The organism is Paraburkholderia sp. RCC_158 (genome assembly GCF_041355255.1).
Classification (GTDB): domain Bacteria; phylum Pseudomonadota; class Gammaproteobacteria; order Burkholderiales; family Burkholderiaceae; genus Paraburkholderia; species Paraburkholderia graminis.
Genome location: NZ_JBFUPM010000005.1, coordinates 105,806 through 125,083, shown reverse-complemented (window position 1 = coordinate 125,083; position 19,278 = coordinate 105,806). Strand labels below are relative to the sequence as shown.

The window sequence follows — 19,278 nt, the reverse complement described above, 5'->3', positions numbered from 1 at the left end:
AGGGCTGGCATGAGCGCAATGCAGGTCTATATCGTGGTGGGCGTGTTCGCGGCAGTGATACTCGCAATCGCGTTCAATGTGATCGACATGGCCGTGGCGGCGCTCGTCGGCATGTGCGTGCTGATCGTGCTGAACATTCTCGACGAGCAGGATCTTCTCGCTGCGGTGCGAATCGCCGCCGGGCCGATCAGTCTTCTGTTCGGCGGCATGGTCGTCGCGCGCATTCTCTCGACCACCGGAGTGTTCGATCTGATCGGCGATGTGTATCTGCGGGCGACCGGCGGCAGCGGCAGGCGTTTTCTCCTGCTTCTCATCGTTGTCGTCGCGCCCTTGTGCGCGTTGCTGCCGAATGCCACGACGGTGATCCTGCTCGCACCCATCATCATTCGCGTGGCGGTGGCACTCGAAGTGGATATCGTGCTGCCGATGATCCTCACGGCGATCGTCAGCAATGCCGCCGGACTGCTGACGCTGGTGGGCGATCCCGCGACGTTTCTGGTCGGCAGCTCGATCGGCATGACGTTCGGCAACTATTTGAAGCACGTGAGTCTTGGCGGCCTGCTGGCGCTCGCCGTCGTGGTGCCGTTGTTGCCGTTCCTGATGCCCGACATCTGGCGAGTGCGGCGGACCTTGCCGCCTGCGGAACAGCGCGCGCGCATCGCGAGGCCCGCATACGCCGGTCTGTCGCTCGCGGTGCTGGCCGCAATGATGGTGCTGTTCGTGTTCGGCGAAGCGCTGCCGACGCGCCTCCTCCCGCCGATGGTCGCGCTGATTGCCAGTGCGCTGGCGCTACTCGTCGGTTATGCGGCGAAAGTCGAACCGACCGACAACGTGCTGCGCGATGTCGACTGGAAAACGCTGCTGTTCCTCGCCTGCATTTTCTGTCTGGTTCAGGCGATGGCGAAGACGGGGCTTCTTCAGGTCATGTCGGTCAAGCTATACGAGTTGTTCGGCACGCGCCTTACGCTCGTCGCGCTCGCGATGATCGCGGGCATCGGGCTGCTTTCGTCACTGCTTGCCAACGTGCCCGTAGCGGCGGCGTCTATCGTGATGGTGAAGGGCTACCTGGTGGCGGCGGAATTCGTGCCCGAAGTCGCGCTCTCGGATCAGTTCACGCAGTGGCCTGCGCCTACGATTGCAGTGTTCGTCGGCATGATGTTCGGTGCGACGCTCGGCGGCAATGCGACACTTGTCGGAGCCGCGGCCAACATAGTGGCAGCGGGAATCTGCGCACGCGAAGGCAAGCCCATTACGTTTGTCCGCTTTCTGCGCTACGGGCTGCCTGTCACCGTTGCGCAACTGGCGGCGTCGGCGGTCTATGTGTTCGCACTCGCGCATTTCATGCGGTGACGCGCACACGCACCGCCGCGTGCCAGGAAGACGAATGCGCAGCCAGGCAGCCCGATCATGGGACCAAAGTCCAATACAACTTTCGTCTGGACGTGTATAGGCTGGAAGCTCGCCGGCTTTAATCGGCAGATTCAACGATGCGAGCATAACGTCTGGAGTCCGTCATGAAACACCTGATCGCGGTCGCGGCGGCCGCTTCTCTTGCACTGGCATCCGTTCCTGGTGTCTGGGCGCAAGGCGCTTCTGGAACAACTGCACCGTCAGCGGCTGACCATCCCGATGAAATCGTGAAAATGCACCAGCAGGTCGCTGCGGCGAATCGCGAGTACGACAGGGAAGTCGCGGCTGCCAAAAAGGTCTTTGACCATAAGAAAAGCGACGCCAAAAAGAAACGCGACGTGGCTGTAGCCGCTGCGCGTCAGGGCGTGGACCAGTAGTAGCGGCAGTGCAGAGCGACGGCCCGACGCTGCGTTACAGCGTCGCGTATTGCCTTCGCTGTGGCAGCGAGCGACGCTTGCGCCTGTTCCGCTGGACGATGCCGCTTTCGGCCAATCCCGTGCTGCGATCCTGAACCTGACGCTTCTTCTCGCGCACGCGTGCATTGCGCTATTCCTGCGCGGAGATAACCGATGCTGCCCACACCGACCGTTCACAGAACGCTATCCCGGGAAATGCTCGACGTATTGATTCGCGCCGGGCTGATCACTGTTCTTGCCGTATTTTGCTTCCGGATCGTCGTTCCGTTCCTCGACCTGATGGTCTGGGGACTGATCCTTGCGATCACGCTTTATCCGTTGCACATCCGGTTGCGCAGGAGCTTGCGCAACAGGGACGGTCTCATTGCCACGCTGATCGTCCTCGTCGCGTTCGGCGTCATTCTGGTGCCGAGCTATCTGCTGGGCGTCGCGGTCGCCGATTCGATCGAGCATGTGATGGCGGTGGTGAAAAGCGGCAGCTTCCGCATTCCGCCGCCGGCAGAATCGGTTGCAGGCTGGCCGCTGGTCGGCCAGCACGTGCACGACTTCTGGCAGCAGGCCTCGACAGACCTGACGGGCCTCGCGCAGCGGTTTGCGCCGCAACTCAAAGAAGCCGGCCGTGCGTTGCTCGGCACCGTCACTGGCTTAGGCGCGGGACTGCTCATTTTCTTCATCGCGCTGATCGTCGCGGGAATTCTCATGGCGTATGGCGAAAGGGGCCACCGCAGCGCGCAGCAGATTGCGTCACGCATCTCCGGCCCTGAACGGGGCGCGCAGATCACCGATCTCTGTACGGCGACGATTCGCGCGGTCGCTCAAGGCGTGGTGGGCATCGCGTTCATCCAGATGTTGCTGATCGGCGGCGGGTTCGTGGTGATGGGTATTCCGGCCGCGGGCTTGCTGGCGCTCGGCGTACTGCTTATCGGCATCATGCAATTGCCTGCCACGCTGATTACGCTTCCGGTGATCGCGTTCGTGATGCTCACGGAAGGCGTCAGCACGGCGACGATCGCTTTCTCTGCGTATGTGTTCGTCGCGGGCCTGGCCGATAACGTGCTCAAGCCGTTGCTGCTGGGCCGAGGCGTCGCGGTGCCGATGCCCGTGGTGCTGATCGGCGCGCTGGGCGGCATGGTGACAGGCGGCGTCATTGGGCTGTTCATCGGCCCCGTCATGCTTGCTGTCGGTTACGAGTTGTTCTGGCGATGGGTGAAAGACCAGCCGCAGGCCGAGCGGATCGACGAGAACGAGCCCGCGCGCCTCGTGCAGACAGAGACAGCCGAAGTACCGAAGCATTCGTGACGCTGCCACACGGCGCCGGCTCGCGTCCACGTCGCGATAAGCACTTCAGCATTTCACTGTAGAGGACGTTTCCACGCTGTGCGTGTGCAGCCTGGGCGGGGTCGCGTTTCCGCCGTGTTCCGCGAGGAATCTGCAGGCGCGAATGATATCGCCGCCGAGCAGTAAAGCGGAGTTGCGGTTGATGTGAGGCCGCACCACGATCCGAAGGCTCTTCACCTCTTCAGCATCGGGCGGCATTGAATAGGCGGACAGCACCCAGCCTTTTTCGCGAACCTTGTTCGAAACGTCGAATTCGTTGAAGTTCGTGATTCGTTTGTCCAACGTCACGGCGACAACGGGGATGCGTTGCGTCTCGTTCATGATCGTGAAATAGCCGCTCTTCACGATCATTTCTCGCAGCGCGATGGCGTTGTTCAAGGTGTGCTTCATGATTCGTCTATAGCCGTCGAACCCCAAACGCAAGAACATGTAGTACTGAACCGCGACCTGGAAAGCGTTGCGGCTGAAGTTCAACGTGGCGGTCGGCATTTCGCCGCCCAGGTAGTTGACGTAGAAGACCAGGTCTTCGTTGAATATTTTCCGTTCCCGAAAAACCACCCAGCCGAGTCCGGGCGGCGCCAGTCCGTATTTGTGACCGGACGCGTTGATCGATTGCACGCGTGGCAACCTGAAGTCCCATTCGTAGTCGGGATAAAGGAACGGATTAACGAATCCCCCCGACGCGCCGTCAATATGCATCGGAACCGAAATGCCGGTCTTCTGCTCATAGGCGTCGAGCCAGTCATGAATGCCCTTGATGTCGTCGTCTTCGCCAGTGAAAGTCTGGCCGGCAATGGCGACTACGGCGATCGTGTTTTCGTCGACATACTTGTCCAGTTGCTCCGCGGTTAGCCGATAGTTGCCCGGCCTGAGCGGAACGATGCGGGGCTCGACGTCGAAATAGCGCAGGAATTTTTTCCACACAATCTGCACATTGCCGCCCGTCACCATATTAGGCCGGGTCGCATCCTTGCCTTCACGCTCGCGCTTCTGGCGCCAGTTCCACTTGTGTGCGAGCCCGGCGAGCATGCAGGCTTCCGACGATCCAATGGTAGCCGTGCCGTACGGCTCGACTCCTGCCGGGCCATTCCATAGTTGATGCAGCCACTTCACCATGCGCGTTTCGGTTGCGAAAACCTGCGGGTACATGTCGTGGTCGATGTAGTTCTTGAAGATGTTGCGTTTCGCGACTTCTGCCGCTTCGGGCTCGGCCCATGTCGTCACGAACGACGACATGTTCAGCATCGGATTCGCGTCGGTCCATTCGTCGCTGATCACGAGCGCTGCTGCCGCTTTCGCCGACATACCCTGTTGCGGGAATGCGTTTTCAGGCACCTCCAGGTTGAATTCGTCATACGGGGTCATCTTCTCGGGCGGCGTGGTCATATGCGTCTCCTCAACAGGAATAGCGGACGCGGGTCGGCTGCTTGCGGACCCGCGCGCAGACATTGCGGTGCGGCTCGAGACGGATCTATAAGGTTTTGTTCCGGTCGAGCGTGTTGCCTGTTTCACTGTTGTATCGGTCGACATGCTCGGAAAGCATGTGCCGTACGGCCTTGCCGATCTGCCTGTAGTCCGACTCGTTGAGATTGGCGAGTGAAACGCGACCCGATGGATGCATCGTCCCAAAGCCGCGCCCCGGCAGAAGTACGACACGAGCTTCACGCGCGAGACGGAACAGCAGTTCAGTGGGCGCGGTATTCTTGAGCAGCCATTCGACGAACTCGCGACCGTACGCCCGCTCGGCGAGATACTCGAGGTCGAGAACCGCGTAGTAATCGACCTGATTGGGATCGCTATCCTCGAATGAAATGCCGATCTCGTCGTAGAGTGCTTTCTTGCGGTTGCGGATGAGCCGCTTCAATGCGTTCTTGTACGCGTCGGGCGTATCCATTAACGAAAACAGCGAGAACAGCACCATCTGAACCTGCTGCGGCGTCGACAACCCGGCCGTATGGTTGAGTGCCACAGTACGACTGTCGGCCACCAGGCGGTCAATAAACTTCAGTTGATCGGGCTCGGTCGTGATCGACTCGTATCGGTGATGCATCACTTTTTTGACGTCTTGCGGCAATTCGGCGAGCAGACGGTCCAGCACATTGTCACGATGCGTCGCGATCGCGCCAAGCCGCCAGCCCGTCGCGCCGAAGTACTTCGAGTACGAATAGACGAGAATCGTGTTGTGAGGCGCGAGGGCAAAGAGCGACACGAAGTCATCGGCGAATGTGCCGTACACGTCGTCAGTCAGCAGAATCAGGTCGGGGCGTTCTTTCACGATGTCGGCGATATACCGGAGACTGTCGTCGCTGACCTTGACAGACGACGGGTTGCTCGGATTGACGAGAAAGAATGCCTTCACCGTTGGGTCGCGTAGTTTGTCGAGTTCCTCATTCGAGTACTGCCAGTTGTTCTCTACCGTGGCGTTCAGATTGACTACGTCGAGCTCATAGTCGTTTAGCCGTGGAATTTCGATGTAAGGCGTAAAAATCGGCATGCCGAGTGCAATCCTGTCGCCCGGTTTGATGAGCCGGTTCTCGCGCATCGTGTTGAAGATATAGGTCATTGCCGCCGTCCCGCCTTCAACCGCGAAGAGGTCGAATTCGCCGACGAACGGATGCTTGCCGATCATCTCGCGTCGCAGATACTGTCCGACGATGATTTCCGACAGCTTCAGCATCCTGTCGGGCACCGGATAGTTCGACGCGAGAATGCCCTCGCACATCTCATACAGAAAATCGTTGGCGGAAAGCCCGAGCTGGTCGCGCACATAGGAAACGGCACCCGCCAGGAAGTCGATGCCCGGCGTGCCCTTGTTCTCACGCACGAACAGCTCGAAGCGTTCGGAGAGCCCATCTCGCTTCGGAAATCCGCCGACGCCCTCGGGCATGTACGCGAATGAACGTTCCGACTCGCGCATCGCAAAGAGACCGAGTTGCCAGAAACCGTGGCGCGGAATCGTCGCGAGAAAGTTCGGGTTGCCGCGGCCCGCGTTGAGCATGGCCAGATTCGCTGGGCGTTCCACCGCGCTGCCGCCAGCGGCTTTGATGAGTTCATCTTTCAGCTCGAAGGGGCTGAGTGCGGCCAGTTTCGAAGTATCGCCTGCCGCCGATTTGCGGGACTTCTCCATCACTTACCTCCAGATCGAGTATTGCGTATTCAGGTAGCCACGCACGCATTGCGCTGTCATGAAAGGACTATCACGATCACCATCCCCCAGATCGTGAGGAGTGTGTTGCCGACCGCGTAGGTGACGGTGTATCCCAGACCGGGCACCTGGCTTTTCGCAGCATCGCAGACCATGCCGAGCGCTGCCGTCGTGGTTCGGGCACCCGCACAGATGCCGAACAGCAGCGCGGGATGGAATTTGAATATGTATTTGGCGATGAACATGCCGAGGATCAGCGGAACCGATGTTGCGACGATGCCCCAAAGAAACAGACTGACGCCGAGTTGCTGCAATCCGGCGACGAAACCGGGACCGGCGGTGATGCCCACCACCGCGATGAACACGTTCAGCCCCACCGAGTTCATGAACCAGATTGTCGGCTCGGGAATGCGGCCGAACGTCGGATGTATCGCACGGAACCAGCCGAATGCGATGCCGGCGATGAGCGCGCCGCCCGCCGTCGACAACGTAATTGGAATCGCGCCGACACGGATCACCACTGCACCGATCAGGGCGCCCACCGCAATGGCGAGCGAGACGAAAGCCATATCGGCTACGCTTGTCGACCGGTCAAGCACGCCGATGGCCTCGGCTGCGGCGGTTGTATCCTGCGTTCGTCCGACGACGGTGATCACATCGCCCCGGTGCAACCTGGTGTTGGGCAGTATCGGAATGGGCGTCTCAGTCGGTCCGCGCTTGATCTTCCGTAAGAACACTCCTCTTGCAGCGGGGAGTGTGCTCAGTTCCTGCAGCGTCTTGTTGTCGATTGCCTTGCTGGTCACGTAGATGTCGACGCCTTCGACAGGAACCGCGAGAAGATCGGGATCGTCGATCTCCAGTGCCGCGGGCCCGATGGCGTTGACAAGTTGTTCACGGCGTCCCGCCACCGCGACGATGTCGTCGGGTTGTAAAACCAGGTCGAGTGTGGCGTCCCGTATCTGGCCGTCGCGTCTGATGCGTTCAATAAAAAGCCTGCTGTTTACCGCAGCCATTGTTTCGGCCTGTGCAACTGTCAACCCTGCGGCGGGCCCGTTGCTTTGAACGCGATACGCACGGAATTCGAATTTATGCCATGCCTGTCCAGCGCCGCCCAGTTCGCGCGTGGCGCCAAGGCTTGCTTCATACTCCTTGCAGGCGGCCACGAGGTCGATGCGCAATAGCCGGGGGCCGAGCGTGGCGAGTATCAGTGCGGAGCCGATCGTGCCGAATATATAGGTGACGGCATAGGCGGTCGGCATGGCATTGAGAAGCGCCTTGCTCTCGTCCGCCGGCAAGCCGAGGCGATTGATGGCGTCGGTGGCAAGGCCCATCGACGCCGAGATTGTTTGCGAGCCGGCCAACAGCCCGGCAGCCGAGCCGATGCTGTAACCCGCGACTTTTGCCGCGACCACAGGCGCCGCCAGACATAGCAGGCACTGAACCACGGAGAAAAGCGCTTGCGGAATGCCGTCCTTCGCGATGCCCCGTACGAATTGCGGACCCACGCCGTATCCCACTGCGAAGAGGAACATCAGGAAGAAAACTGACTTCACATTCGGCGAAACAGTAATGCCTAGCTGGCCTATCGCTATGGCGGCGAGAAGTGTTGCCGTCACCGCGCCGAGACTAAATCCCTTGAAGCTTTTTCCGCCGACCCAATAGCCAATTCCAAGAGACAGGAAAATTGCAATTTCCGGGTAACTGCGTAGTGTTTCCGAGAGCCATGACATACGCACTCCTGATGGAAAGTACTCCGTCCAAAGGAAGCAGTTGGTCCGATACAGTTTCTCTGCGACGCCTTGTTTTCGCGACCCTATCAAGATTACATTTCCGACATTTCGCGATGTATCGGACCTTGGTCCTATTTGGTGCAGTTTCGTCGGCTTTGCCGTTTTTTTGCGAGACCCCAAGTCAGCGCAAAAGCATTATTTCTTGACGGCCGGTTCGACCGAGATGGCAAGCGCTTCGGTATACACGGCTTCCACCTGATCGCCCTTTTTTATGTTCGCGATCTGTTCCGGATCTTCAACAACCAGGTCCACTATGTTGCCCTTCGGACCCTTCAGCGTGACGGTTTTGGTTTTGGGGTGAACTGCGATCACGTCGGCGACGATTGTGACTTGTCGCCCTAATGTGCCGCCGGGTTTTTGGCCTTTGGCCGCGCGCTCCATTGAAGGCTGTTCCGAAATCGACGCGGGCTCAGTGCCGTTTTTCTTGAGACTGAGGCTTAGCGATTCGCGGTAGACCGTTGTCACCACGTCGCCTACCTTCAACTGGTCGAAGTTGCGCGCCTCGGGGCCGACTTCGACTTCGACCATTTTTCCTTGCTGCGTTTTTAACGTGACAGTTCGGGTCGCAGCATCGATGGAGTCCACGGTCGCCGTCATCCGGCTGGTGCCTTTAATGCTGGCGTGGCCGGGAGCTTTCATCGTCTCCACATTTTCCGTCTGTGCCCACGCTGTCGGGGCGATGGCGATCATCGTGGCGATGAGTAGCGCTGTTCTGTGCTTCATTGAATTCTCCATTGGGTGAGGACACTCTTTCGTTGACAGTCCGAACATGCCGGGAATCCGCCATGCCTTGGACCACCAGGTGCAAAGCAGGGCAAGCAAGGCATTGGCATGCCGGATCGTTGGACGCCTTCTTCTGTCTGTTTGCAGTTCCTCCCTGTGGCTGTCAGTTGGGTGGCGCGATAACGCCGGCGCTGGCAATGCCACGCCACTCGTCGATGACATCGGCCACCGACACGCGCCGTCCGATATAACCCACCTGTTGTTCCACTCCCTCGGCGCGCAGGATATCGCGCGCGCTTGCATGAGCACTGACGAGCCGCAGGCGTATGCCGGCCGCTGCCAGTTCGGCGTGCAACGCCGCCAGCATGCGCGCGCCCGCAAGATCGACGAACGGCGAAGCGGAGAGATCGCATATCACGAGCGAGTGTGTCTGCGCGGAAGCGCGAATATGTGCCCACACCGTGGCGCGAACATAGTCGGCGTTGAAGTAGAGCAACGATGCTTCGACCCGGAACATCAACGCGCCAGGTACTGGCTGATTGTCGGGATTGCGCTCGATGTCCGAATAGCGGCGCGTGCCGGGAATGCGGCCCAGAATCGCGACGTGCGGACAGGCAGCGCGTCTGATGAGCAGCAACATGGAAACGAGCACGGCGAAAATGACGCCTTTCAGAATGCCAAGCAGCAGCACCGCGGCAAAAGCCACCATCGCAACGAGAAATTCATAGCGGCTGACCCGCCATACGTGGCGCAGTTCGTCGACGTCGATGAGACCTTTAACCGCGATGAGCACGATCGCCGCGAGAACCACGTTAGGCAGATTGGCGAGGAGTCCTGTCAGGAACATCAGGCAAAGCCCGATCGTCACGGAAGCGAACATGAGCGAGAGGGGCGTCTTTGCGCCGGCTTTGTCGTTCACCGACGATTGGGAGAGTCCGCCGGCCACAGGGAAACCCTGAAAAAAGCCAGCCGCCAGATTCGCAGCGCCGAGGCCCAGCAATTCCTGACGCGGATCGATCTCATAGCCTCGCGTGTGTGCGATGGCGCGCGCGGCGGAGACGCTTTCTACATAAGCGAGCAGCAGACAGGCGAAGGCGAGCGGAATCACTCCGTCCACGTCGCGCAAGCGTAGGCCCGGCGCATGAAACGCGGGCAAGCCCTGTGGGATCGCACCGACGACCTTGACGCCCATCGATGCGAGCGGTGTGACCGACATCAGGATGATGGAGGCCACGACCAGCAGCAGCGCGACAGGGCGCCCCGGCAGATACCGTTCTCCGAGCAGCAGCAGGACGATGGCGGCTAGCCCGAACGCGAGCACCGTGAAATTCGTATCGGGCAGTTGCCGGGCGAGCACGACGATGCGCTCGAAGAACTGTTCGCCTCCACCCTGGACACCGAACAGCTTGGGCAACTGCGTGAGCGCGATCGTGAGCGCCGCGCCGGCCTTGAAGCCAAGCAGAATCGTTTCGCTGATGAAGTTGACGAGGGAGCTGAGCCGAAGTATCCATGCCACGACGCACATCGCTCCCAGCAGTATTGCCGTCAGCGCCGCGATGGACGCGAAGCGCTCAGGGTCTCCACCTGCGAGGCCCGCGACCGTCACGCCGACGAGCATTGAAATGGCCGATGTCGGTCCAACCGCAAGCTGCCGCGAGGATCCGAAGATGGCGTAGCAGAGGCCGCCGAGCAGATAACAGTAGATGCCGTATTGGGGCGGCAACCCGGCAAGCGTTGCATACGCGAGCGACACTGGAATGCCGTAGGCCGCAAGCGTCACGCCCGCAATCGCGTCGTGCCTCAGCCACTCGGCCCGATAGGCAGGAAGCCACTGCGCGACGGGAAATACCGCACGCCAGCCGGCGACACGCTCCGGGTTCAACATGGATGGCTGTGGGCGAGGCGGGTCGCTCATCGCGAGGTCTCCTTTCGCGGAGCCGGTTCGAGCTCGTAGCGGGGCGCGAACAGAGCCGTCCGGGCGTCACCCATTCACGGCGACGATCATGTACCGATTGTTCAGCATAGTGCGGAGGAGAACCGGTGCACATCGGACTTTGGTCCTGGTGCAGATTGCGGCTGCCCGATGGCATCGTCGAACGGATACGACCATGGTCCGATTGTGTTCGCCCGGCAGGCGACACAATCTTCGAAGCAGGACTGTGCGTTCCCAGGTTCGCGGCGCGCCTGCGCGACCTGCGCGAGTGCGTGACGGATAGGGGCGAGTCGCACAGACACGCTGACGGCGGCCGACGGTCGATGGGCTTCGGCGCAGCGGTGAGGTTCGTCAGCGTCCATGACGATATGCGTCGACGGCGCCGCATGCGGGCCGCTGTATCCGACGGCGCGGCACGCACGGGCAGATGCAATCCGATGCCGTCATCGCGCGCCCAATCGAGGAGTCGCTGTGAACACTTACAGGGAACGCTGCTTTTGCGCGGTGCTTGCGAGCGGAGTGTTGTTTGGCTCCGCCGTGCAGGCCAAGCCGGTTGCCTATCCCGCCAAAGGGCAAAGCCAGCAACAGCAGCAGAAGGACGACGGCGCATGCTATTCGTGGGCCAAGAGCAACACGGGCATCGATCCAGCGACGGTGAACACGAGCCCGCCACCACCTTCGGGACCTGCGGTCGGCGGCGGCGAGCGTGTTAGAGGCGCCGCGCGCGGCGCCGCTGGAGGCGCAGCGATAGGCGCGATTGCCGGTGACGCGGGCAAGGGCGCCGCAATCGGTGCAGCGGGTGGCACGATGGCCGGCGGCGCGCGGGCTCGCAACAATCAACGGGCTGCAGCGGCCTCCACTCAGGCTCAATCGCAAGGGGCTATCGATACTTATGATCGCGCATGGGCCGCATGCATGCAGGGGCGCGGATATTCGGTGAAATGAGCCGAGAGGCATCCTAAGCGACGCAACGAGTTGCGCGCCTCCCGCGACGCGGATACGAGCGCGGTGTAAGACCAAAGTCCGATTCGCCGATTCGGCCGCCATGACATCATGTAATCGGGCACGGAAAGTTTCGCCACGGCAACACTATGGAGGTGAACAATGAACAGACGGCATTTTGTGCTGACGACTACTGCTGCCGCGGCCGCCGGGACTCTGGTTCTTGCCGGTTGCACGATGACGTCCAGCAGCGGCAAGAGTGGCGAGACCGATGCTTCGAAGCGCCAGGCGATAGATGCGAGCGTCGATGGCACGTTGAGCCGGCTGTCATCGACGGTGCAAGGTTCGCGCGAGCTCATGTCGAAGGCTCAAGGCATCCTCGTGTTCCCGGACGTGAAGAAGGCGGCGTTTATCGTCGGCGCCGAGTATGGCGAGGGCGCATTGCGTTCCGGCGGCAAGACGGCCGGCTACTTCAGCGTGGCGGGAGCGTCGTTTGGGTTCCAGGCAGGGGCACAATCGACCGCGGTCATTTTCCTCTTCATGACCCAGGATTCGCTCGCTGCGTTCCAAAGCTCGGCGGGCTGGTCGGCGGGTGGCGATGTGGGGGTGTCGATCGCCAAGGTCGGTGCCAACGGGGCTATCGATACGACTTCCGCGTCGTCGCAAGTCGTGGCGCTCGTGCTGACCAATGTCGGTCTGATGGCCGATGCGTCCGTCAACGGCGCGAAAGTGACCCGGCTGACGATATGAACGCGCCGCGCCACGTGCGCGGCTTCTCCTAGCTGTCGTCGTGCTCCGGCATGACCTGCGCGACGATGGTCCGGCTCTTCCAGAACATGTTGTGGATTCGGGACTGCAGGCGGCGCAATGCGTCCGGCGGAGTGTCGTGGAAGGTGAGCACGAGCGCGGGCCGTGCTCCGGTTCCGTGATAGCGCATGACCTGATCAAACGGCGGAAATCCGTACTTGATAAGAAAGTCCCTGATTTCGTCGTCCGAAGTGCTCTCTTCGACGTTTCCTATCCAGAGATCGGCCATGATGCGCTCCTTGAGTGTCCGTCAATTCATCGGTCGGGCCATGAGGTTGACGCCGCCGCCGCTATACGGCGGCTCTCGGGCCAAGCGCGGGATCAGCGGGGGGCGGCTCGCCATCGCTTTGATCCTGAAGGCGGCAGTTGACCCTGGCAATTAGACCAAAGTCCTACACGCGCACGGCGGTCGCTCTAATGCGCCGGTTCTCCGCATGGCCTCTGTCCCGATGCAGCCACGCTAACCTCCCAGCGCTTTCACCGCCGCGATGAGCACGACGCCGAGCAAGGCCATAGCAAGGCCCGTGCGCAGCGGCTTCAGATATTCCGCGTAGCGACCCAGCGCGACGCCAAGCACGAACAGCATGGCGACGGTGATTCCCCGTGACGTGTTCATGGCGGCCTTCACGTCGCTCAACAGCAGAAAAGGGACGACGACCGGAAAAGTGGCAATGACCACGAGCGCGAAGATGCCGGCGGCTTCGACAAAGTCCCGCGGCCCCAGTGCGTGACGACGAAGCGGCTCGATCGTCTGCAAACGCCTGCGCATACCCTCGAGTTCGTCGTCACCCGTAATGGCCCGCACGTGCTCCGGCAATTCATCGGCAATCAGTCGGCGTGCGCCGTTCGCGTCCGCGCCGAGCGCCTTGTGTGCGATCCGGCGTATCCGCGTGCGTTCGGTCGCGGTCCGCATCAGATACATGACTGCGTCAACAAGTCCCCACGCGATATTGCAGCCGAGGGCGGCAATGGTCGCCGCACGGGCCGGGTCGCGCGAGGTGGAAGCTATCGATACGGAGCCCATAATTGTCACGGCCATGAGGAGGCCGAACAGGATTTCGGAGACGCGATCGATGAGATTGAGCAACGGCACACGCTTATCCTGCTCCATGAACACCTCTTACCGATTGTTCATTGTTCATTACCTGACGGCTTCTTCGGCGCGGCTATTTGCGCTATCGACGGATGCGCGCTGCGTTGAACCGGCTAGGCAATGCATTGGATCATGGTGGCCGCTCCCCAACATCGGCCTAAGGTCCTATTGCCCGCGTCTTATCCGGCGTCGATAGTCGAGAAGGCAAGCGGTGCCGCGCGGGCACAGAATATGGAGGCGAGACTATGTCCAGAATGGCCGATGCCAGCAACGTCGAAGACGCCGGACGTGCGCGCAAGCTCGACAACAAGGCGTACATGAAGGAGCTTGCGAGGCTTCATGTCGAACTGGTCCAGCTTCAGGAATGGACGAAAGCAAGCGGCGCGAAAATATGCGTGATCTTCGAGGGCCGCGATGGCGCGGGCAAGGGCGGCACCATTAAAGCGATTACAGAACGCGTCAGTCCGCGCGTCTTCCGGGTCGTCGCACTGCCTGCACCCACCGAGCGCGAAAAGAGTCAGATGTACATTCAGCGCTATCTGCCCTACCTGCCAGCAGCGGGAGAAATCATGCTGTTCGACCGAAGCTGGTACAACCGGGCAGGCGTCGAGCGCGTCATGCGTTTTTGCACCGATGAACAGGTGCAGGAGTTTCTGCGCGTCGTGCCGCTCGTCGAACGCGCGATTATTCATTCGGGCGTGATTCTCCTCAAGTACTGGCTGGAGGTGAGTCCCGAAGAGCAGACGCGGCGGCTCGAAGCGCGCATCAAGGACGAGCGCAAGATCTGGAAGCTTTCTCCGATGGACATCGAATCGTACCGGCGCTGGTACGATTATTCACGCGCCCGCGACGATATGTTCGCGATGACCGATACGGAATTCGCACCGTGGCATGTCGTGATCTCGAACGATAAGAAGCGGGCACGCCTGAATCTCATTAGCCATCTATTGAGCCAGATTCCGTATGAGCCCGTGCGACGCGAAGCAATTCAATTGCCGTCGCGGCAGAAGGCGAAGAGCTATCAGGAGCCCGCTTATCCGTATAAATATGTACCCGAAAAATTTTGACACGGGTTATACGGTTTGCGTATCCAGACGACTTGCGCACAATATATCAGCGCTTCGAACCTTCGGCGGTGTGACGGCGCTTCATGCCCGTATTCCAGCCCTGAAACGCAATGCGGCACGTCATTCCAACGGCGTTCAGGCTATGTACGGACAGCCTCAATAGACCCGGTGAATCATTCAGTCTTTTTTACTTGGTCGAGATCGAGGTCAGTCAAATATTAGGGAAAATCTGACAACAAGCCTGTCATTTCATTACGCTTAGGTATATCTTTCTCAAAAGACGCGCAGACGGAACATCGTCTTAGCCGGGCCCGCGGTCGAATACTTCGCTATTAGTGGATCACTGCTGAATTCACAGGTCGGTGCGCTGGCTCGTCAGCGAGAAGGTTCGCGGCCACGCGGCAGCATCGGCTGCAAACTGCTGCAAATCGACGTTGCTGCTCGACACCGTAAGGCATCCTACGGAGAGTTCGATCATGAATGGTCTCAGGCATCATCATCGCAACGTAGTGTCCGAAGTCGTGGCAGCAGTTGAGCGGCTCATTTCTCCAGGGCGGGTTCGCGCCGCCGCTTCCGGTTCAGCGCTCGAGCTTATGGCGGGCACAATTAGGACACCCATGTATCTGCACGACGCAGGATTCCATCTCCCTCGCGACCGGTCGGCAGCGGGCCAGAATACGGTGCGTCGGGACCCGCGCAGCACACGCGCGCACAGGCATTCCGCGGTAGCTCAAGCCGGACGGGCGAGCCGATTGAGGGCTGTGCTAGCCGGATATATACCCTGGTGGCACCGCCGCGCGAACGACGCGCCGTCTGCCTACGCAGGCGCCGATCTGAGGCCGCTGCTGGATGCGATGCCGGTTGCGGTGATGGTCGTCGATGACGACTATCGGGTCATGCAGGTCAATGAACCGGCGGCGGCGCTGTTCGGGTATACGACAAACGAACTGTGCAGCCTGTCCTTCATGCAGTTGTGTCCGCGCATGGCGGACGACACCGCGCACGACACAGCCGACGACACAGATAAGCAGGCCATACCCTCGGGCGCCTTCGTGCCGGGTTCGCGCGCTGGGACCGCAGGCGTGCGACGCATGGCGGTCGCCCGGTGCAGGGACGGTGGCGAGCGTCCGGTCAGCGTGCAATGCACGCGATATGAAGCGGGCGCATCGCCGTGGATCGTGACTATCGTCGATCCGTGCGAACACGCGCACGCCTCCGCAGACGACCTGAAGAGTGTGCAACCCGCGCGGGTGTCGGATCTGAGCGAAATGGCGGCGGCTCTCGCGCATGAAATCAATCAGCCGCTCACCGCGATTCTCGGCAACGCGCAGGCGGCGCAGCGATTTCTCCAGTCGCCCGTAAGCGACCCTGACAATTTGCGGGAAGCGCTCGCGGACATCGTCGACGATAGCTTCAGAGCCACTGAAATTGTTCGAAAACTGCGCCAACTGGTCAGAGGCGCGACGCCCGAAACGCGGCCGCTCGCGATCGACACCCTCGTGCGCGGCGCGACCCACCTGATGCGCCGCAGTGCGCTCGCACTTGGCGTAAGCGTCACGCTCGACGTCGAGAAGCATTTGCCGCAAGTACGCGGCGACAACACGCAGTTGCAGCAGGTGATGATCAATCTGTTGCAAAACGCATTCGACGCCGTCGAACAGTGCAGTGCGGAACATCGCGTGGTCTCGGTGAGAATCAGAGCAGCGCCTCAGCAGGCAGGCGTCAGCATCACCGTGAACGATCGGGGGCAGGGGCTCAATGCGGACCAGGTCGGCGACGTGTTCAAACCTTTTTTCACGTCGAAGATGCATGGGCTCGGCCTTGGCCTGTCGATCAGCAGTTCGATAATCTCGATGCATGGCGGCCGTCTGTGGGCCGACAACAACGATGATGGGGGTGCAACATTTCACATCCTGCTTCCATCGGCGGGCGGCGCTGAAGGCCTGGCATCCGGTTCTCGCTATACGTCGTGAACGCTTCCGCTCCCGTGGTGTTCATCGTCGATGACGACGAACACGTCCGCACTGCTCTGGCACGACTGATCCGCTCCGCGGGGCATCGCGTGGAAACGTTCGCCAGTGCGGAAGCGTTTATCGAAGACGCCGATCTTGAGGCGTCTCCGGCATGTCTGTTGCTGGACCTGCAACTTCCCGATCTGAGCGGACTCGCGCTCCAACGCCGGTTGCACGAGTGCGTGCCGGTCATCGTCATCTCCGGTCATGGCGACCTGGATTCCGCTATCGATGCAATGAAGGCCGGTGCGGCTGACTTCCTGCCGAAGCCTGTCCATGACGCCGTGTTGCTCGACGTGCTGGAACGCGCGCTGGAACGGGCACGGCGCATTTTCGCCGCGCGCGCGGAACTCGCCGACATCCATAGCCGCCTGAATCAGCTTACGCCGCGCGAGCGCGAGGTGATGATGCTCGTGGTGGAAGGCTATCTGAACAAGCAGGTGGCGAGCGAACTCGGGGCGGCGGAAAAGACCATCAAGATCCATCGCGCACGTGTGATGGAAAAGATGAAAGCCGGTTCGCTTGCTGAACTCGTCCGTCTTGCCGAGAAGGCTCGTTTGGCACAGAGCGCAGACCCCGGGCGCTAGCAGAACGCATGCGTGTCGCCCGGGTACGGGCGTTCTGCCTATCCGCAAATCGTTGCAATCCTTCGCAATCCGTCAGGCACGAGACCAAAGTCCTATTTCCGTCTACGCGCCGGACGGCTACGCTTCTCTACTCAATCGCCTTTTTGCCGCACCGTCTGAAAGGTCCGACACACCATATGGGTAATGCCACACCAACAACGGCCGTGGTCGACGATGAAGAGTCGGTCGGAAGGGCGATCAAGCGCCTGCTGAGGTCGGTTGGCATGGAGGCCGAGGTCTTCACCACAGGGGAACAGTTCCTCGACAGGCTGTCGTCGGTTCCGTCATTCCGTCCTGGCTGCGCGGTTCTCGACGTTCAGATGCCCGGCATCAGCGGGCTCGATGTGCAGCGCCGGCTGGCGGGAAGTCTGATTCGCGTCGTCATCATAACGGCTCACGACGATGCCGCCGTGCGGGAGCAGGTTCTGGCCGCAGGCGCAGTCGGCTATTTGCGCAAACCATTCAACGGTTCGGTCCTGATCCGCACGGTTCAGATGGCGCTGGGCATTCCGCTCACACCCTGACGCCGCTGTTGCCGCGTCTGTCTACGCAGAGGCGCACGCGCCGCGATATGAGACCAAAGTCCCATTGCCCTGCCTTTGCGCGATGACCAAACTGGAATTCCCGCAGCCGTCAGCCGCGCTGACGCCATCCGGAGAATACGGTGATAAAGACCCCGGACGCATTTAGCCGGAGCATGCGATGAATACTGCCTCCGTTACCTGCTTGCTGCCAGGGCTGCCGGTGCGCCTTTCTCGAGCGCTGACGGGCACGCCCGACGATGCTGGGCCTATCCGGCATTCGCAGTCGACACTGCGGCAGTTGCTGATCCCGTTGCTGATGTCGATGCTGGCTCTTGCGCTGCTCGCGCTCGTCGCGGGCTGCGGCAAGAGCGAGGCATTGCCGCAACCGAGTGCGCCCGAAGTCACTGTGATGACGGTGACGCCGCGCGACACGCCTGTGCAGTTTGAATTCACCGCGCAGACAGAGAGCTCGCGCGAAGTTCAGATACGCGCGCGGGTCGACGGCTTTCTCGATCGGCGCGCGTACGTCGAGGGCTCGCTGGTGAAGACCGGGCAGACCATGTTTCTGATGGACCCGAAGCCGTTCGAGGCCGCGCTGCGTACCGCAAAAGGTCAACTGGCGCAGCAGCAGGCGCGGCACCAGGTGGCAAAGGCCAATCTGGCGCGCGTGCAACCGCTGGTGGCGCAGAACGCGTTGAGCAAAAAAGATCTCGACGACGCGGTCGGCGGCGAAGCGCAAGCCGCGGCAGCGGTCATCGCCGCCAAAGGCGAAGTGGACACCGCGAATCTGAACCTCAGCTATACGACGATCAAATCGCCGCTGACCGGCCTGTCGAGCTTCGCGCGGCAACAGGATGGCAGCTACGTTACGGCGACGCAATCGGGATTGCTGACGACCGTCTATCAGTTGGATCCGATGTGGGTCAACTTCAGCATTTCCGAGAATGAAATGCTGAGATACCGCGATCAGATTGCCACCGGACGTCTGCGCTTCCCTCCGAATAACGGCTTCACGGTGTCGCTGGTCCTGGCCGACGGCGGGGTGTATCCGGAGCAAGGCTCGATCGACTTTGCCAATCCTGCTTTCAGCACAGAAACGGGAACCTTCCTCGTGCGGGCCGTGTTCGACAATGCGAAGTCCGTCCTGCGTCCCGGACAATTCGTGCGCGCGCGCGTGGCCGGCGCGATCCGGCCCAACGCGATTCTCGTGCCTCAGCGCGCGGTGCTGCAAGGCTCGAAGAGCCACTTTCTGTGGGTCGTGGACAACGAATCGAAGGGCCATCAGCGGGTCGTCGAAGTGGGTGAATGGCAAGGCGACGACTGGTTCATCACAGACGGACTGAAGGCCGGCGAGCGTGTCGTCGTCGACGGCGCGATCCGCGTGACGGCCGGCGTGCCGCTAAAAATCGTCCAGCGGCCGACAAGCGCCGGCGGCACGCAATAAAGGACGGC

At 60.9% G+C, this 19,278-nt stretch carries 18 protein-coding genes; 10 read left to right on the top strand and 8 right to left on the bottom strand.

From position 1 onward, the window contains the following. Positions 1-9: 9 nt before the first annotated feature. The 3 genes from AB6809_RS12105 (at position 10) to AB6809_RS12095 (ending at position 3,125) form a co-directional block, all read left to right on the top strand. Positions 10-1,350, top strand: coding sequence for an SLC13 family permease (locus AB6809_RS12105; RefSeq protein WP_006046761.1), 1,341 nt, complete (start codon positions 10-12; stop codon positions 1,348-1,350). A gap of 164 nt (positions 1,351-1,514) precedes the next feature. Continuing rightward, on the top strand, positions 1,515-1,787 hold the full coding sequence (locus AB6809_RS12100) for a hypothetical protein (protein ID WP_006046762.1): 273 nt from the start codon (positions 1,515-1,517) through the stop codon (positions 1,785-1,787). Between the two features lie 192 nt (positions 1,788-1,979). Continuing rightward, positions 1,980-3,125 carry an AI-2E family transporter gene (locus AB6809_RS12095; RefSeq protein ID WP_029965788.1) on the top strand — a complete coding sequence of 382 codons (1,146 nt, stop codon included), beginning with the start codon at positions 1,980-1,982 and terminating at the stop codon, positions 3,123-3,125. Positions 3,126-3,170: 45 nt separating this feature from the next. On the opposite strand, the gene AB6809_RS12090 is transcribed toward AB6809_RS12095, so the two are convergent. The 5 genes from AB6809_RS12090 to AB6809_RS12070 all read right to left on the bottom strand — a co-directional run bounded on the left by AB6809_RS12090 (position 3,171) and on the right by AB6809_RS12070 (position 10,737). After that, positions 3,171-4,550, bottom strand: a complete 1,380-nt coding sequence (locus tag AB6809_RS12090) for a glutamate decarboxylase (protein WP_006046764.1) — start codon at positions 4,548-4,550, stop codon at positions 3,171-3,173. A gap of 85 nt (positions 4,551-4,635) precedes the next feature. Then, complete coding sequence (locus AB6809_RS12085; protein WP_029965785.1) at positions 4,636-6,291, bottom strand: bifunctional aspartate transaminase/aspartate 4-decarboxylase; 1,656 nt, start codon at positions 6,289-6,291, stop codon at positions 4,636-4,638. Between the two features lie 56 nt (positions 6,292-6,347). Then, a complete protein-coding gene (gene aspT, locus AB6809_RS12080) occupies positions 6,348-8,039 on the bottom strand; it encodes an aspartate-alanine antiporter (protein WP_006046766.1) in 1,692 nt (563 codons plus the stop codon). Between the two features lie 195 nt (positions 8,040-8,234). After that, the gene (locus AB6809_RS12075; protein WP_006046767.1) at positions 8,235-8,822 is read right to left on the bottom strand and encodes a hypothetical protein; all 588 of its coding nucleotides are present in this window, start codon (positions 8,820-8,822) and stop codon (positions 8,235-8,237) included. 163 nt (positions 8,823-8,985) lie between these two features. Beyond that, positions 8,986-10,737: a SulP family inorganic anion transporter gene (locus AB6809_RS12070; protein WP_035569379.1), complete on the bottom strand. Its 1,752-nt coding sequence runs from the start codon at positions 10,735-10,737 to the stop codon at positions 8,986-8,988. 522 nt (positions 10,738-11,259) lie between these two features. On the opposite strand from AB6809_RS12070, the gene AB6809_RS12065 reads away from it, so the two are divergent. Together AB6809_RS12065 and AB6809_RS12060 are read left to right on the top strand one after the other, a co-directional pair. Further along, positions 11,260-11,700 carry a glycine zipper family protein gene (locus tag AB6809_RS12065; protein ID WP_044020158.1) on the top strand — a complete coding sequence of 147 codons (441 nt, stop codon included), beginning with the start codon at positions 11,260-11,262 and terminating at the stop codon, positions 11,698-11,700. Between the two features lie 159 nt (positions 11,701-11,859). Next, positions 11,860-12,447, top strand: a complete 588-nt coding sequence (locus AB6809_RS12060) for a YSC84-related protein (protein WP_006046770.1) — start codon at positions 11,860-11,862, stop codon at positions 12,445-12,447. 28 nt (positions 12,448-12,475) lie between these two features. Here the strand turns inward: AB6809_RS12060 and AB6809_RS12055 are convergent, their stop codons facing one another. Together AB6809_RS12055 and AB6809_RS12050 are read right to left on the bottom strand one after the other, a co-directional pair. Next, positions 12,476-12,733 (bottom strand): RNA-binding protein, encoded by a 258-nt coding sequence (locus AB6809_RS12055; protein ID WP_006046771.1) that lies wholly within the window; start codon positions 12,731-12,733, stop codon positions 12,476-12,478. Between the two features lie 231 nt (positions 12,734-12,964). Next, entirely contained in the window at positions 12,965-13,615 is a 651-nt protein-coding gene (locus tag AB6809_RS12050; RefSeq protein ID WP_029965779.1) for a hypothetical protein, read from the bottom strand. Positions 13,616-13,842: 227 nt separating this feature from the next. Between AB6809_RS12050 and ppk2 the strand changes: the two genes are divergently transcribed. Further along, positions 13,843-14,664: a polyphosphate kinase 2 gene (gene ppk2 / locus AB6809_RS12045; protein ID WP_029965777.1), complete on the top strand. Its 822-nt coding sequence runs from the start codon at positions 13,843-13,845 to the stop codon at positions 14,662-14,664. Between the two features lie 352 nt (positions 14,665-15,016). On the opposite strand, the gene AB6809_RS12040 is transcribed toward ppk2, so the two are convergent. Then, on the bottom strand, positions 15,017-15,142 hold the full coding sequence (locus AB6809_RS12040) for a hypothetical protein (RefSeq protein WP_307259015.1): 126 nt from the start codon (positions 15,140-15,142) through the stop codon (positions 15,017-15,019). Positions 15,143-15,425: 283 nt separating this feature from the next. Between AB6809_RS12040 and AB6809_RS12035 the strand changes: the two genes are divergently transcribed. The 4 genes from AB6809_RS12035 to AB6809_RS12020 all read left to right on the top strand — a co-directional run bounded on the left by AB6809_RS12035 (position 15,426) and on the right by AB6809_RS12020 (position 19,270). Beyond that, the gene (locus tag AB6809_RS12035; RefSeq protein WP_307259016.1) at positions 15,426-16,637 is read left to right on the top strand and encodes an ATP-binding protein; all 1,212 of its coding nucleotides are present in this window, start codon (positions 15,426-15,428) and stop codon (positions 16,635-16,637) included. Then, the gene (locus AB6809_RS12030) at positions 16,634-17,263 is read left to right on the top strand and encodes a response regulator transcription factor (protein WP_006046776.1); all 630 of its coding nucleotides are present in this window, start codon (positions 16,634-16,636) and stop codon (positions 17,261-17,263) included. Before AB6809_RS12035 ends, AB6809_RS12030 begins: the two co-directional genes overlap by 4 nt. A gap of 176 nt (positions 17,264-17,439) precedes the next feature. Continuing rightward, positions 17,440-17,826: a response regulator transcription factor gene (locus AB6809_RS12025; protein WP_029965773.1), complete on the top strand. Its 387-nt coding sequence runs from the start codon at positions 17,440-17,442 to the stop codon at positions 17,824-17,826. Positions 17,827-18,142: 316 nt separating this feature from the next. Further along, a complete protein-coding gene (locus AB6809_RS12020) occupies positions 18,143-19,270 on the top strand; it encodes an efflux RND transporter periplasmic adaptor subunit (RefSeq protein ID WP_371026833.1) in 1,128 nt (375 codons plus the stop codon). The last annotated feature ends 8 nt before the right edge of the window (positions 19,271-19,278 follow it).

What these genes read in the sequence shown, in the direction of transcription:
- ppk2 (WP_029965777.1), top strand. Translation starts at nt 13,843, where the DNA reads ATGTCCAGAATGGCCGATGCCAGCAACGTCGAAGACGCCGGACGTGCG.
- AB6809_RS12020 (WP_371026833.1), top strand. Translation starts at nt 18,143, where the DNA reads ATGTCGATGCTGGCTCTTGCGCTGCTCGCGCTCGTCGCGGGCTGCGGC.
- AB6809_RS12100 (WP_006046762.1), top strand. Translation starts at nt 1,515, where the DNA reads ATGAAACACCTGATCGCGGTCGCGGCGGCCGCTTCTCTTGCACTGGCA.
- aspT (WP_006046766.1), bottom strand. Translation starts at nt 8,039, where the DNA reads ATGTCATGGCTCTCGGAAACACTACGCAGTTACCCGGAAATTGCAATT.
- AB6809_RS12050 (WP_029965779.1), bottom strand. Translation starts at nt 13,615, where the DNA reads ATGGAGCAGGATAAGCGTGTGCCGTTGCTCAATCTCATCGATCGCGTC.
- AB6809_RS12070 (WP_035569379.1), bottom strand. Translation starts at nt 10,737, where the DNA reads ATGAGCGACCCGCCTCGCCCACAGCCATCCATGTTGAACCCGGAGCGT.
- AB6809_RS12040 (WP_307259015.1), bottom strand. Translation starts at nt 15,142, where the DNA reads ATGATCGAACTCTCCGTAGGATGCCTTACGGTGTCGAGCAGCAACGTC.
- AB6809_RS12075 (WP_006046767.1), bottom strand. Translation starts at nt 8,822, where the DNA reads ATGAAGCACAGAACAGCGCTACTCATCGCCACGATGATCGCCATCGCC.
- AB6809_RS12085 (WP_029965785.1), bottom strand. Translation starts at nt 6,291, where the DNA reads ATGGAGAAGTCCCGCAAATCGGCGGCAGGCGATACTTCGAAACTGGCC.
- AB6809_RS12090 (WP_006046764.1), bottom strand. Translation starts at nt 4,550, where the DNA reads ATGACCACGCCGCCCGAGAAGATGACCCCGTATGACGAATTCAACCTG.
- AB6809_RS12025 (WP_029965773.1), top strand. Translation starts at nt 17,440, where the DNA reads ATGGGTAATGCCACACCAACAACGGCCGTGGTCGACGATGAAGAGTCG.
- AB6809_RS12060 (WP_006046770.1), top strand. Translation starts at nt 11,860, where the DNA reads ATGAACAGACGGCATTTTGTGCTGACGACTACTGCTGCCGCGGCCGCC.
- AB6809_RS12055 (WP_006046771.1), bottom strand. Translation starts at nt 12,733, where the DNA reads ATGGCCGATCTCTGGATAGGAAACGTCGAAGAGAGCACTTCGGACGAC.
- AB6809_RS12105 (WP_006046761.1), top strand. Translation starts at nt 10, where the DNA reads ATGAGCGCAATGCAGGTCTATATCGTGGTGGGCGTGTTCGCGGCAGTG.
- AB6809_RS12095 (WP_029965788.1), top strand. Translation starts at nt 1,980, where the DNA reads ATGCTGCCCACACCGACCGTTCACAGAACGCTATCCCGGGAAATGCTC.